The following is a 12,255-nucleotide window of genomic DNA, read 5'->3' as shown; positions in this document are numbered from 1 at the left end:
CGAGGTCGACAGGTCGGCCTCCCCCTCTGTCGCGCCCGCGAGGCGCTCCACAGTGCCTGCCCACGAGGTCCTTTTGCCTGAGAGGTTCCGGGGAGGATTTGCCCCTTCGGCGCCGCCCCGGATGCTGCTGGGCGGTCTCTCCCACGTGGGTGCTGCCGGCATGGTCAACGCTACCAGCGCCGCACCGCCCACCGGAGGTCGTACCCCCGCCGGCGACAACCGTCGATGAGCAGCCGGCCCCGCACCCCCGGCAGGCCGCTACCGGCCCACGCCCGCCAGCCCCGCCGCGGCATCGCCAACCATCCGGTCGGCCAGCGCCGGCAGCAGCCGCCCCAACGGCGCGTCGACGGTCAACGCCGCATACCCGTCGCCCCGGGTCGGGCCCTGGTTGACGATCACCACCGGAATGCCCAGCTTCGCCGCGCGCACCACGAACCGGCGACCCGACATCACCGTCAACGACGAACCCAGCACCAGCAGCAGCCGCGCCCGCGCCACCAGCTCGAAACAGCGGGACACCCGGGCCGCCGGCACCATCTCCCCGAAGAACACCACGTCCGGCTTCAGCATGCCGCCCCGGCAGAACGTGCAGTCGACCGTACGGAACCGGGCCACCTCGTCGTCGGCGAGATCCACGTCACCGTCCGGGTTGACCGCCGCGGCCCGCGCGTCGAAGCCCGGGTTCGCCTCCCGCAGCCGCCGGTCCAACTCCTCCCGCGACGTCCGGTTACCGCAGCCCAGGCACACCACCTCGTCGAGGCGCCCGTGCAACTCCACCACCCCCGGGCTGCCCGCAGCGGTGTGCAGCCCGTCCACGTTCTGCGTGATGATCCCCTCGACCAGCCCGCCGGCCTGCAGCCGCGCCACCGCCCGGTGCCCCTCGTTCGGGGCCGCCCGCGCGATCACCCGCCACCCCAGGTGGCTGCGCGCCCAGTAGCGCCGCCGCGCCTGCGCGTCGCGCGTGAACGCCTGGTACGTCATCGGGGTGTGCCGCCGCGCCGCGCCGCTGGGCCCCCGGTAGTCCGGGATGCCCGACTCGGTGGACAGGCCCGCCCCGCTCAACACCACCACACCACCGCCGGCCACCAGGCCAGCCAGCGCGTCGACCGTCTCCGTCACCCGTCCATGCTGCCTCAGGCGACCACCCTGCGGCGACCGGCCACGTCGTGGCGGGACGGCGGCTAGGTTGGCGGTATGCGCGTCGTCATCGCCGGAGGACACGGCAAGATCGCCCAGCTGACCCACCGCGAACTCGCCGGACGCGGCGACACCGCCGTCGGGCTGATCCGCAACCCCGACCACTCCGCCGCGCTGCGTGCCGCCGGCGCCCAGCCCGTCGTGGCCGACCTCGAACACGTCGACGCCGACGAACTCGCCACCCACCTCGCCGGCGCCGACGCCGTCCTCTTCGCCGCCGGCGCCGGCCCCGGCAGCGGCGCCGCCCGCAAGGACACCGTCGACCGGGCCGGCGCCGTCCTGCTCGCCGACGCCGCGCAACGCGCCGACGTCCGCCGCTACCTGCTGCTGTCCTCGATGGGTGTGGAAGGCGAACCACCCGCCGGCACCGACGAGGTGTTCGCGGCGTACCTGCGCGCCAAGAAGGCCGCCGAGGACGACCTGACCGGCCGCGACCTCGACTGGACGATCCTGCGACCCGGCCGGCTCACCGACGATGCGCCCACCGGGCGGATCACCCTCGCCCGACACGCCCCCGCGGGCGCCGTGACCCGCACCGACGTCGCCCGCGTCCTCGTCGCCCTGCTCCACCACCCGCACAGCGCCGGCGCGATCCTGGAACTCGTCGGCGGCAACACCCCCATCGCCGACGCCGTCGCCGCCGTCGACCGGCACTGACCCGCGTCCCGGCGGGCAGGCGACGCCGCTACTCGCCGAGCACGGCGCGCAGCTGCGCGCCGACCGCCCCGGCCGCCTCCGCGTCGGAGCGCAACTGCTCCGACTGCTCCGACAGGTACGCCTGCCACCGGCCCAGGTGCTGCTGCGCCGTCGTCACGGCCGCCACCAACGCCGCCTGCCGGCCCTCCAGCTCCCGCACCTGCCGCCGCAACTCCTCGCCCCCCGCCCCCGACGGGCCGGCGACACCCCCGGCCAGCACGTGCGCCTCGGCGATGATCTCGTCGGCCTGCCGCCGCGCCTCCGCGATGATCTCCGCGCCCTCCGCGCTGGCCTCACCGATCGTCCGGTTCGCCTCGTCCTGCGCCCGCACCGCCAACTCGATCACCATCGGATCCGGGCCCTGCGCGCCGGTGCTGGGCAACGCGCCGTGACGCAACATCTCCACCTGCCGCGCCAGGCCCTCGTTCTCCCGCCGCAACCGGTCCACCTCACCGCCCAGCAACGCCACCCGCTCGTCGGCCGACCGGGCCAGGCCCGCCACCTCGTCGGCGGACAGCCACCGACCGCCCCGGAACCGGCGCGCCTCCAACGCGCCCACGGCCCGGGTCAGCTCACCGTGCGCATCGGCGACCACCCGGTCGCCGTGGTCGACGCTCATCGCACACCCGTCCAACTGAAGTCGTCCGGCGCGGCGGCAGCGCCCGCCAGCGGCGGATACAGGCAATGGTCGTAACTCTCCACCAGGATCCGCTCCCGCGGCACCCCCGACGCCGTCAACGCCGCAACCGTCGCCCCGGTCATCTCCGGGCTGCCGCACACCAGCACCTCGGTGTCGTGCCACGGACCCAACCGCACCGCGGTCTCACCGGCCGTGCCCACCGCCCCCTGCCACTGCCAGCCGGACTCCACCGTCGGCACGTACCGCAGCCACCCGGACTGCCACGACTGCGCCGGCGCGCCCGCCGCCAACTCCCGCAACGCCACGTCGTCGTACAGGTCGTCGGGGGTCCGTCCCCCCACCACCAGCGTCGTCGAGCGCCCCGGCCCCAGCCGCAACGCCTCCACCACCGCCCGCAGCGGCGCCACCCCCGTGCCCCCCGCCACCAGCAGCAACGGCAGGCCCGGCGACCGGTCGTACGACGACAACGCCGTCCCCACCGGCGAGCCCAACAGCACCCGGTCACCCTCCCGCAGCCTGCGCACCAGATGCGTGGAGAACCGGCCCGCCGCCCGCACGTGGAACTCGATCGTCCCGTCCGGACGCGGCGCGTTCGCCGGCGACAGATACCGCCACGTCCGCAACTGCGGCACCTGCACCGGCAGCGACTGCCCCGGCAGGTACTCACACAGGTAGTTCGGACGGACCGTGAACACACACACGTCGGCCCGCCGCCGCTGCACCGCCAGGACCTCCGCCTCCCAGTACGGCGGCGACGTCCGCTCCGCCTCCACCGCCCCGGCAAGCATCAACCGCGCCACCAACTCGTACGCCCCGGCCCACTCGGCGTGCAGCTGCGGCGTCCACCGTGGACCCAGGAACCGCTCCAACGTCGCCAGCAACGCCTGCCCGACCCGGATGTAGTGCCACTCCGTCAACGGCACCGGCCGGCCCTGCCGGTCCTCGCCCTGGAAACGCCGGTGATCGGCGCCCAACCGCTGCGCGAACGCCGTCACCTCCCGCTCGTCGTCGACGTGGGTGACGATGTGCCCCAACGCCGCCAGCAACTTGTCCTGCTGGTACTGCATGTTCGTCGGGAACATCGCACGCGTCTCCGGCGCGATCAGGAACAACGTCGCGTAGAAGTACTTCGCCGCCTCCGGCCCGGCCACCGAGAGCTGGGCCCAACTCTGACGCAGCGCCACCACGTCCATGCCTCAGCCCTCCCGCCGACGAGCCGCATCGTGCCGCTGCCGCAGGGACAGCGCCTCGACACCCGCCGGACCGTACGCACGATCGGTCTGCCACAGGTTCGGGTTCGGCACCCGCGTGTCGTAGTAGCGGTGGTGCACCGCGTGCAACGCCGCCCACCCCACACTGCCGTTGAGCCACGACCAGTCGCCGTGCACCGGCCGGCCCGCCCGCTCCTCCTGCGCGCAGAACCGCATGAACAGCTCCGACTCCGTGTGCGGATCCGACACCCGTACCCCCGCCGAACGGAACGAGTGCAGCACCGCCTGGTTGATGACCAGAGCCGCGTGCTCCCGCCACAGGGTGTCCTCCCGCGAGGTGTCCAACCCCAACCCCCGCGCCACCGGCAGCAACTGGTCGTACCGGTCCCCGTCACCCATGTTCCGGGTGCCGACCTCGTCACCCAGGTAGTGCCCGTTGAACGGGGCGCAGCTGTAGTCCACCCCACCCACCCGCAACCGCATGTTGCTGATCACCGGCAGCGCGTGCCAGCGCAACCTCAACTCCGCGAACCACGGATACGCCGGATGCGTCAGGGCGACCTCCCGCACGAGCTCCCGCGGCGCCTCCACCAACGTCGGATCCTCGTACGCCGTCTCGATCACCCACGGCAGCAGATCGAACCGGCCCGGCACCGGCGGCGGATGCCACCCCAGCGCCCGCACCGCGTCCGTCATCGCCACCTGCGCCGGATCACCCAGGATCGCCCCTTCGTCCATCCGGTGCCCGCAGTAGCGGATCAGCTGGTCGTTCCAGAGCCGCGCCCGCGGACCCACCCCCGGCCGGTCCGGCGCGAACACCGTCATCACCGACTGGATCCGCCCGCCGTTGTCCGCCACCGCCAGATGCCGCGCCAACTCCCCCGCGATGCCCGCCACCGTCGTCACCCCACGGCGGTCGCGGACCCGCAACCCCGCCCACCGGACCCGCCCCACGCAGCGCGCCGACTGCCGCCACGCCACCTTCGCGCCGTGCACCAACTCGTCGCCGGTGTGCCGGTACGTGCCGGTCACCGCGATCTCCTCCCGCACCCGCGCGACCCGCTCAGCCACCCCCGGCAGCCGACGCTCCTCGTGGTACAGGTGCAGGAACTCCACCGCCTCCGCCGTCACGTCCACCGGCGAGCCGGACGCGTGCGACACGGGACAGCGCTCCGCGCCCCCGGCCCGCACGTCGGCGCCCGCCGCCCTCGCGCCGGCATCCACGTCGGTCTGCACTTCGCACTCAATCCGATCGTCGGGCAAGCGTCGCCGCCCGCTGCCTGCGTCGTCGCGCACACCGGGCCCGCTACTGCCCACACCCGACGGACAGCGACCCACGTGCGAAACAGGCGCAACGACGCAGACAGGATTGCCATGATCGTCAGAAGTGTCAACAAGCCGACAGGTCAGGACGTGGCGCACGCCACACCGCCGCAGGCCCCCACCCCACAGCGGCCGGAACGGCCCGGTCGTGGACGACGATCGCGGGGCGGGCCACGTCGTGCGGGCACTGTGCGCCCGTCGGATCAGCCGAGCGCCGAAACCTCAGCCGGCCCGGCGACGCGCCCGACGCGCCGCCAACTCGTCACCCACCGGCTCCGCCGCCACCTGCGGCTCCACCGACGTCGCCGGCTCAGACGGCAGGTGCGACAGGGACCCCTGGATCTCCTTGAACGCCCCACCGATCGCGATACCGAACACGCCCTGGCCACCCTGCAACAGGTCGACCACCTCCTCCGGCGACCGGCACTCATACACGGTCGTGCCATCGGAGATCAACGTGATGCCCGCCAGGTCCGCCACCCCACGGGAACGCAGCGCCTCGATCGCCTTGCGGATGTTCTGCAACGACACCCCGGCGTCCAGCAGCCGCTTCACCACCTTCAGGACCACCAGGTCCCGGAACGAATACAACCGCTGCGTGCCCGAACCCGAAGCGTCGCGCACACTCGGCACCACCAACCCGGTACGGGCCCAGTAGTCCAACTGCCGGTAGCTGATCCCCACCGCATGGCAGGCCGTCACACCCCGGTAGCCCACGGCACCGTCACCCTCGGTCGCCCACCCCGGCGGCGCCACACCCGGCTCGTCCAGCTCCGTACCCGGATCGGGATCTCGCGGCTCGTGCATCCGGACAACCTCCCCGCCAGTGCGGTGACACGTCGTTTCCGGGACGTGCACCCCTCGACACGGCAACCCTATAGCCGCCTTCAGGAATTGCCCCGCAGAAGCCGCCGCGACACGCCGCGACACGACAACGAAGATCACCCACAGCACCGGAACGTCACCGAAAGTGACATCCCGAAGAAGGCCGGACTCAGCCGGCGAAGTCCTCCGGACGCACCTGGTCCAGGAACTCGCGGAACTTCTCCACCTCGTCCTCCTGCTCGTCCGGGATCACGATCCCCGCCTCGCTGAGGACCTCCTCCGCACAACGAATCGGCGCACCGACCCGCAACGCCAGAGCGATGGAATCACTCGGCCGGGCCGACACCCGCACCCCGTCCCCGAGCAACAGATCGGCGTAGAAGACGTTCTCCTTCAGCTCGGTGATCTCCACCGCCTGCAACGGCGCCTTCAACGCCGTCAACACGTCCCGCAGAAGATCGTGGGTCAGCGGCCGGGCCGGCTTGACCCCCTGCTGCTCGTAGGCGATCGCCGTCGCCTCGACCGCACCGATCCAGATCGGCAGATAGCGGTCCCCGTCGACCTCCCTGAGCAGGACGATCGGCTGGTTGCTGGGCAGCTCCACCCGAACTCCGACCACGCTCAGCTCGCGCACCGCCGCCTCCGTGTCGTTGTCACCTACGCCGCACCGCGCCCTTCCCTGCACGGTACACGGACCGCGACACGGCCGTCCCATGCGCTACCCGCACACGCCCGCGCCAGAAAGGGGTTACCCCGGCAAGCCTACGACACGCTTCCCGGGGAAGATCTTTCCGCACGGCCCCCGCCGGATCACCGACCCAACGTCGACCGCAACCCCACCCGCACCAACGCCGCATGCAACTGCTGCGACAGCGCCACCAACTCCCGCGCCGTCTCCGCCGCCCGCGCCCGCGCCGCCGGATCACTCTGCCGCGCCAACGGCGTCAACAACTGCGCGAACAGGCCAGCCTCCCGATCCGCCGCCGTACGGAACGCCCGCAGATGCCGCGGCTCCAACCCGTACGCCGCCAGGCCCGCCACCGCACTCGCGATGATCAACGCGTCGTCGTCGTACCAACCCGGCGGATCCGACACCACCACACCGAGGCGCTCCAACTCGCCCAGCGTCGACTCGTCGATCCCGCTGCGCGCCACCAGATCCAGCCGGCCGAGCCGCACCTGCGGCGACCCGACCGGCTCCTCCGGCACCCGCCCCGGAACCTCACCGTCCGGACCCACCGCCACCAACGTCGGCCGCTGCCGACCCGGCGACTCCCCGGACGCGTCCCACTGCGCCAACTGATCACGGATCACCCGCAACGGCAGATACTGGTCCCGCTGCGCGGTCAGCACGAACCGCAACCGCGCCACATCGTCCCAGCTGTACTTCCGGTAACCCGCCGCCGTCCGCTGCGGCTCCACCAGGCCCTCGGCCTCGAGGAACCGCAACTTCGAGATGGTCACGTCCGGGAAATCGACCCGCAGCTGACCCAGCACCTCACCGATACTCATCAGCGGGCGCGCACGGGCCGCCTCGGGCGGCGTGGAGGCCGCAGGCTCGTTCACCCCCGGCCGGCCCCCTCCTCGGGACGCGGACCGGCGATGAACACCACCCGGAACTTGCCGATCTGCACCTCGTCACCATTGCTCAACGTGGCCGCCTCGACCCGCTCCCGGTTCACGTACGTGCCGTTCAGGCTCCCCACGTCCCGCACCGTGAACGTCCCACCGTCACGGTGGAACTCGGCGTGCCGCCGCGACACCGTCACGTCGTCGAGGAAGATGTCACTGTCCGGGTGACGGCCACTGGTCGTCACATCGTGATCCAGCAGGAACCGGGCACCCGCATTCGGACCCCGGCGAACCACCAGCAGCGCCATACCCGGCGGCAACGAACCGGACATCCGGCTCGGCACCACATCGGTGTCCGGCCCCTCCAGCACTTCGTCGAGCGAACCGAGATTGAGCGTCGAAGTGACGTCGAGTGGGGGGAACTCGTCGTCTGGGCGCGTCATGGGACCACCTCACGGATCTGTTCGGTCGGCGTCGGGTAATGGCGGGTCTGGCCGCCGGGCAGTGCAACACCCGGCGGCTGGCTCCCCGTGCCCGGAAAGGCAATTCCGCAACGCTGAACTATTGGTTCTCGGTCGACTGGGCGAGCCTAGCCAGCGCCGAAATGCAGGGCAACCGGACGCGCGGAACACCCGCCACGCCCGAAGGGGACGCACTCAGCTCTCGGTGAGCTCACGATACGCGTCCGCGGACAGCAGACCATCGACCGCCGCCGGATCGTCCGGGGTGATCTCCAACAACCAACCCGCACCGTACGGATCAGTGTTGATCACCTCAGGGGTGTCGCCGAGCGCCTCGTTGCGCGCCGCCACCGTACCGCTGAGCGGGGCGTAGATCTCCGACACGCTCTTCGTCGACTCGATCTCACCCAACGACTCACCGGCCGCCACCACCACACCCGCATCGGGCAGCTGGACATACACGATGTCACCCAGGGCGTCCTGCGCGAAGTGCGTGATGCCGACCCGGACAGTGCCGCCGCCGTCACCCGCCACCCACTCGTGCTCGGCGGTATACCGCAGATCCTCAGGAATCACCAGACGCGTCCTTCATCCATCGGCGCACCGGAAACCCGGTGCGGGCCGCGCCGGTCAGGAGACCGGACGGGCGTGTTCCAGCTTGATCGGCGCGTGCAGCGCCGAAACCTCGGCAGCCTCACGATCCTCGACGATCAACTTACCGCCGTCACCCGTCACCGACGCCACCACCCCGCCGGGAATGTTCAAGGCCGTACGCATCGTCGCCGGATCACCGATCACCGTGATCGTGAACGGACCCGTCAACCGACGCCCGTCCACCACCAACGACCCGCCCTCCCCGTCCAGGAAGAACGTCGACGCGATGATCCGCACCGTCGCCCGGTCACCACCGGAGATCTGCATCGCCTCCGCGCCCGCGCCCCGCAACTCCTGCACCGCGTCCAACACCCGCGACGCCGAGATCGGCTTCTCACCCGCCTCGAACCGCACCGACAACCCCGGCCCCGTCGCCGGCAACGTCCCCGCCAGGATCCCCAACTCGTCGGCCCGCCGCGTCGCCTCCTCCAACGCCGCCTGCCGCCCCTGCTGACCCGAACGCAACTGCCGCTGACTCTCCTCCAGCGTCGCGATGTCCTGCCGCAGCCGGACCTCCCGCGAGTTCAGGTCGTACAGGATCCGCACCAGATCCTCCTGCCGCGTCGCCGCCACCGTCGGATCCGTCGACGTCGACTTGAACTGCACCACCAGGGTGAACCCCAGCAACGCCAACAGCGCCGCGATCATCACCCCGGCCGAACTCACCCGCCGCCGCGGCGTCCCGCCATCCCCGGCCGCCACCGCCGGCGCGGACGGGGTGGCACCGGCGGCAGCCCGGCTCAACTCCACCGTCGCGCCGTCGTCGGGCTCCACCACCGCCGGCTCCTGCACGGGCGGCTCCACCGGCGGCGCGGACCGCTCCGGCGCCAACGGGCTCAACTCGTCCGGATCCGGCGCGTCCGGCCGCGGATCGGGCGCCCCCGCCGGACCCGACGGCCGCCCCGGACCCGCCGGCTGCGGCCAACCCGTGCCCGTCTCGGTGTGCTCGTCGCTGCTCATCGCCACCAACCTACGCCCGGAACAGGTGCCGACGGATCGCCGCCACATTCCCGAAGATGCGCACCCCGAGCACGACCACCACGCCGGTGGAAAGCTGACCGCCCACCCCCAACTGGTCACCCAGATACACGATCAGACCCGCCACCAGCACGTTCGAAATGAACGACACCACGAACTGCTTGTCGTCGAAGATCCGGTCGAGCTTCGCCCGCACCCCGCCGAACACCGCGTCCAACGCGGCCACCACCGCGATCGGCAGGTACGGCTGCAACGCCGTGGGAACCGTGGGGTCGAGCCACACACCGAGGACCACACCGGCGAGCAACGCCAGCACCGCGATCATCGACCACCTCCGGAAGGGCTGGGAGACGTCCTCGAACCGGTCGGCCCAGGACTGACGGAACGGTCGGCCCCCGACGGCGACGGCGTCGGGCTCACCGAGGGCTGCGCGTAGCGTAGCCGCGGGTCCGGAGCGGCCGGCAGGGTGAGGTCCTCCGCCTCGCGCACCCCGAACGACAACCCGGTGTCCTCGGCCACCTTCCGCATCGTCAACGCGCTGCGGCTGTCCTCGTACCGGTCCCGCATCGACCCCGGACCGATCGCCGACACCTCGTACGGGCCCGTCACCGGCCGGAAGTCCACCAGGATCGCCTGCCCCGCCGAACGGATCGTCGACATCGCCGTCAACCGCTGACCGTTGATCGCGATCGCCTCAGCCCCCGCCGCCCACAGGTCGTTGGCCACACCCTGCAGATCGCTGTAGATCACCCGGGACGGCCCCACGTCCGCGCCCGTCACCGCGTCCTGGTTCTGCGGCGCGTCCGCCAGGCGCACCACCACGCCGTCACCGCGCACCCGCCCCAGGCCGGTGCCCGCCTCCAGGTTGTGCAACCGCGCCGCCTCCGAGCCACCCAGCGCCGCCGCCCGCTGCCGCGCCACCTCCGCCCGCAGCTCGTCGGCCCGCACCGACAACCGGTCCGTCTCGGTCTCCCGCTGCTTGATCTGCTCGACCAGGCCGGACCGGGCCTGACTGCGCCCCGGCTCGGCCTCCAGCGTCTGCCGGTACGCCACCGCGAACAGGAAACCCAGCAGCAGCGCCACCACCACGGTGACGGAACGCGCCGACCACCGCCGCCACCTCGGCGACGGCGTCTGCCGCTCCTGACGCCGGGCCGCCGCGTCGGCGTAGCCGGGATCCAGCGGATTACGGAACAGCTCGGTGAGGAAGTCCGGAGCGTACACCCGGTCGCCGCGGCCCGGGCCGTCGCCCGGCGTGCCCGTCATGCCGGCGCTCCCCCGGCCCGAACCGCCCTGACCAGCCGGCCGGCCTGCACGACGTAGAGCGCGCCGGCCACCCAGTAGAGGACCAGGCCCCACCAGGCCAGGCCCCAGCCGATCGCCCCGGCGACGGTCGCCGCACCCGGCACCGCCGCGGCGAGCAGCAGGACCGGGAAGGCGGCCAGCAAGAGGAAGGTCGCGGTCTTGCCCACGTAGTGCACCGGCGGCGGGCCGTACCCGTGCCGGCGCAGTACCGCCAGCGAACCGAGCAGGAGCAACTCCCGGGCCAGCAGCGCCGCGGTGAACTGCCAGGGCACCACGTCGCGGGCGGTGAACCCGAGCAGGGTGGCGAGGATGTAGAGCCGGTCGGCGAGCGGGTCGAGCAGCTCACCGAGCCGGCTGACCTGGCGCATCCGGCGCGCGACCCAGCCGTCCACCCAGTCCGTGGTGCCGCCGATGGCCAGCACCACGACTGCGGCCACGTCGGCGTGCGCGACGAGCAGCAGGTAGAGGAAGAGCGGCACGCCGAGCAACCGGACGAAGCTGATGACGTTCGGCAGCGTGAGGATCCGGTCGCCGACGGCCGATCCGCTCGTGCCGGCGGTGGCCCCCGGGTGCTCTTCCCGAGCCGGCGGACGCGACACCGAACCTCCTCCGCGGCACGCTCCGCCGCCCGGCCGAGGACCGGCGGCGCGGAGAACGTGGGCGCTGTCGGGCCGGCTGCCGCCGGCGTCCCCTGCGGTCCCCCGTATACGGGACCTTCGCCTGACATCGGCCCGCGATCGTGACGATCACGGGCCGGTTGCGCTGCCACTATATCGGGCCCTCGGCGCCTCCTCCGGCCTCAGGCAGCCGGGCCCGTCGACGACGGTGTCGTCGGGTGTGCTGCGTCACCACCCGTAAGGCATCCTAGGACACTAGTGGAGAAGGTGGGGAGGGCGCGTACGGCGGGAGACCGTCAGGCGGTGCGGGCCTGGGAGTCCGCCGGCGACTCGGTCGGGGTGGCGGTGGCCGCGCGTTCGAACGCCATCAACGCCAGCAGCAGCTCGTGCTGCGCCCGACCGGGCATCCGGTCCAGCACGGCCTGCACCGCCCGGTGCCGGCGCTCCTGCAGCTCACGCAGCAGCGCCTCGGCGGCGGCCGTCGGCATCAGCCGCACCTCCCGCCGGTCCCGGGGATCGGGCACCCGGCGCAGCAGCCCGGTGGCCTCCAACCGGTCGCAGAGCCGGCTCGCCGAGGACGGCACGACGTCCAGCAACTCGGCCAGGCCGTTGACGTTGGTCTCCGGCCGGCCGCTGATCAGCGACAGCACGCGCAGCTGCGTCGGAGAGACGGCCATCTGGTGCCGGGGCACCGCCGAGTCGAGCACACCGACGAGCGCCTCGGCGGCAGCGTCGATCGCCGCGGCGAGATTCGGAGGTCGCTCCACCCGGTGTCC

General features: G+C 72.3%; 15 protein-coding genes and 1 riboswitch. Of the genes, 1 reads left to right on the top strand and 14 read right to left on the bottom strand.

Features of this window, described 5'->3' with window-relative positions:
• Positions 1–55: 55 nt before the first annotated feature.
• A riboswitch (glycine riboswitch) is annotated at positions 56–154 on the bottom strand.
• A gap of 104 nt (positions 155–258) precedes the next feature.
• A complete protein-coding gene (locus tag AB0B83_RS16435; protein ID WP_357578895.1) occupies positions 259–1,119 on the bottom strand; it encodes an NAD-dependent protein deacetylase in 861 nt (286 codons plus the stop codon).
• Between the two features lie 75 nt (positions 1,120–1,194).
• Between AB0B83_RS16435 and AB0B83_RS16430 the strand changes: the two genes are divergently transcribed.
• The gene (locus AB0B83_RS16430; RefSeq protein WP_357578894.1) at positions 1,195–1,854 is read left to right on the top strand and encodes an SDR family oxidoreductase; all 660 of its coding nucleotides are present in this window, start codon (positions 1,195–1,197) and stop codon (positions 1,852–1,854) included.
• A 28-nt stretch (positions 1,855–1,882) separates the two neighbouring features.
• Here AB0B83_RS16430 and AB0B83_RS16425 read toward each other — a convergent pair whose 3' ends face one another.
• From AB0B83_RS16425 to AB0B83_RS16365, 13 genes are all read right to left on the bottom strand, one after another.
• Positions 1,883–2,512, bottom strand: a complete 630-nt coding sequence (locus AB0B83_RS16425; protein WP_357578893.1) for a hypothetical protein — start codon at positions 2,510–2,512, stop codon at positions 1,883–1,885.
• On the bottom strand, positions 2,509–3,726 hold the full coding sequence (locus AB0B83_RS16420; RefSeq protein ID WP_357578892.1) for a globin domain-containing protein: 1,218 nt from the start codon (positions 3,724–3,726) through the stop codon (positions 2,509–2,511). The genes AB0B83_RS16425 and AB0B83_RS16420 overlap by 4 nt, the downstream gene beginning before the upstream one ends.
• 3 nt (positions 3,727–3,729) lie before the next feature.
• Positions 3,730–4,905, bottom strand: a complete 1,176-nt coding sequence (locus AB0B83_RS16415; protein WP_357578915.1) for a nitric oxide synthase oxygenase — start codon at positions 4,903–4,905, stop codon at positions 3,730–3,732.
• Positions 4,906–5,289: 384 nt separating this feature from the next.
• Positions 5,290–5,874: a MerR family transcriptional regulator gene (locus tag AB0B83_RS16410; protein WP_151454620.1), complete on the bottom strand. Its 585-nt coding sequence runs from the start codon at positions 5,872–5,874 to the stop codon at positions 5,290–5,292.
• 187 nt (positions 5,875–6,061) lie between these two features.
• Positions 6,062–6,526, bottom strand: a complete 465-nt coding sequence (locus AB0B83_RS16405) for a bifunctional nuclease family protein (RefSeq protein ID WP_311413267.1) — start codon at positions 6,524–6,526, stop codon at positions 6,062–6,064.
• 176 nt (positions 6,527–6,702) lie between these two features.
• Positions 6,703–7,404, bottom strand: a complete 702-nt coding sequence (locus AB0B83_RS16400) for a MerR family transcriptional regulator (protein WP_357578891.1) — start codon at positions 7,402–7,404, stop codon at positions 6,703–6,705.
• Between the two features lie 50 nt (positions 7,405–7,454).
• Positions 7,455–7,907, bottom strand: coding sequence for an FHA domain-containing protein (locus AB0B83_RS16395; RefSeq protein ID WP_089000305.1), 453 nt, complete (start codon positions 7,905–7,907; stop codon positions 7,455–7,457).
• A gap of 213 nt (positions 7,908–8,120) precedes the next feature.
• The gene (gene gcvH, locus AB0B83_RS16390; RefSeq protein ID WP_151454622.1) at positions 8,121–8,501 is read right to left on the bottom strand and encodes a glycine cleavage system protein GcvH; all 381 of its coding nucleotides are present in this window, start codon (positions 8,499–8,501) and stop codon (positions 8,121–8,123) included.
• Between the two features lie 54 nt (positions 8,502–8,555).
• The gene (locus AB0B83_RS16385) at positions 8,556–9,539 is read right to left on the bottom strand and encodes a DUF881 domain-containing protein (RefSeq protein WP_357578890.1); all 984 of its coding nucleotides are present in this window, start codon (positions 9,537–9,539) and stop codon (positions 8,556–8,558) included.
• A gap of 10 nt (positions 9,540–9,549) precedes the next feature.
• Positions 9,550–9,882: a small basic family protein gene (locus AB0B83_RS16380; RefSeq protein ID WP_089000302.1), complete on the bottom strand. Its 333-nt coding sequence runs from the start codon at positions 9,880–9,882 to the stop codon at positions 9,550–9,552.
• Entirely contained in the window at positions 9,879–10,823 is a 945-nt protein-coding gene (locus AB0B83_RS16375) for a DUF881 domain-containing protein (RefSeq protein WP_357578889.1), read from the bottom strand. Before AB0B83_RS16375 ends, AB0B83_RS16380 begins: the two co-directional genes overlap by 4 nt.
• Positions 10,820–11,386: a CDP-alcohol phosphatidyltransferase family protein gene (locus AB0B83_RS16370; protein ID WP_357578914.1), complete on the bottom strand. Its 567-nt coding sequence runs from the start codon at positions 11,384–11,386 to the stop codon at positions 10,820–10,822. The genes AB0B83_RS16375 and AB0B83_RS16370 overlap by 4 nt, the downstream gene beginning before the upstream one ends.
• 389 nt (positions 11,387–11,775) lie before the next feature.
• Positions 11,776–12,246, bottom strand: coding sequence for a MarR family transcriptional regulator (locus AB0B83_RS16365; RefSeq protein ID WP_357578888.1), 471 nt, complete (start codon positions 12,244–12,246; stop codon positions 11,776–11,778).
• Positions 12,247–12,255 lie beyond the last annotated feature (9 nt).

The organism is Micromonospora sp. NPDC049060, from assembly GCF_040649055.1.
Lineage (GTDB): Bacteria > Actinomycetota > Actinomycetes > Mycobacteriales > Micromonosporaceae > Micromonospora > Micromonospora reichwaldensis.
This window is presented reverse-complemented; position numbering and strand designations above follow the sequence as displayed.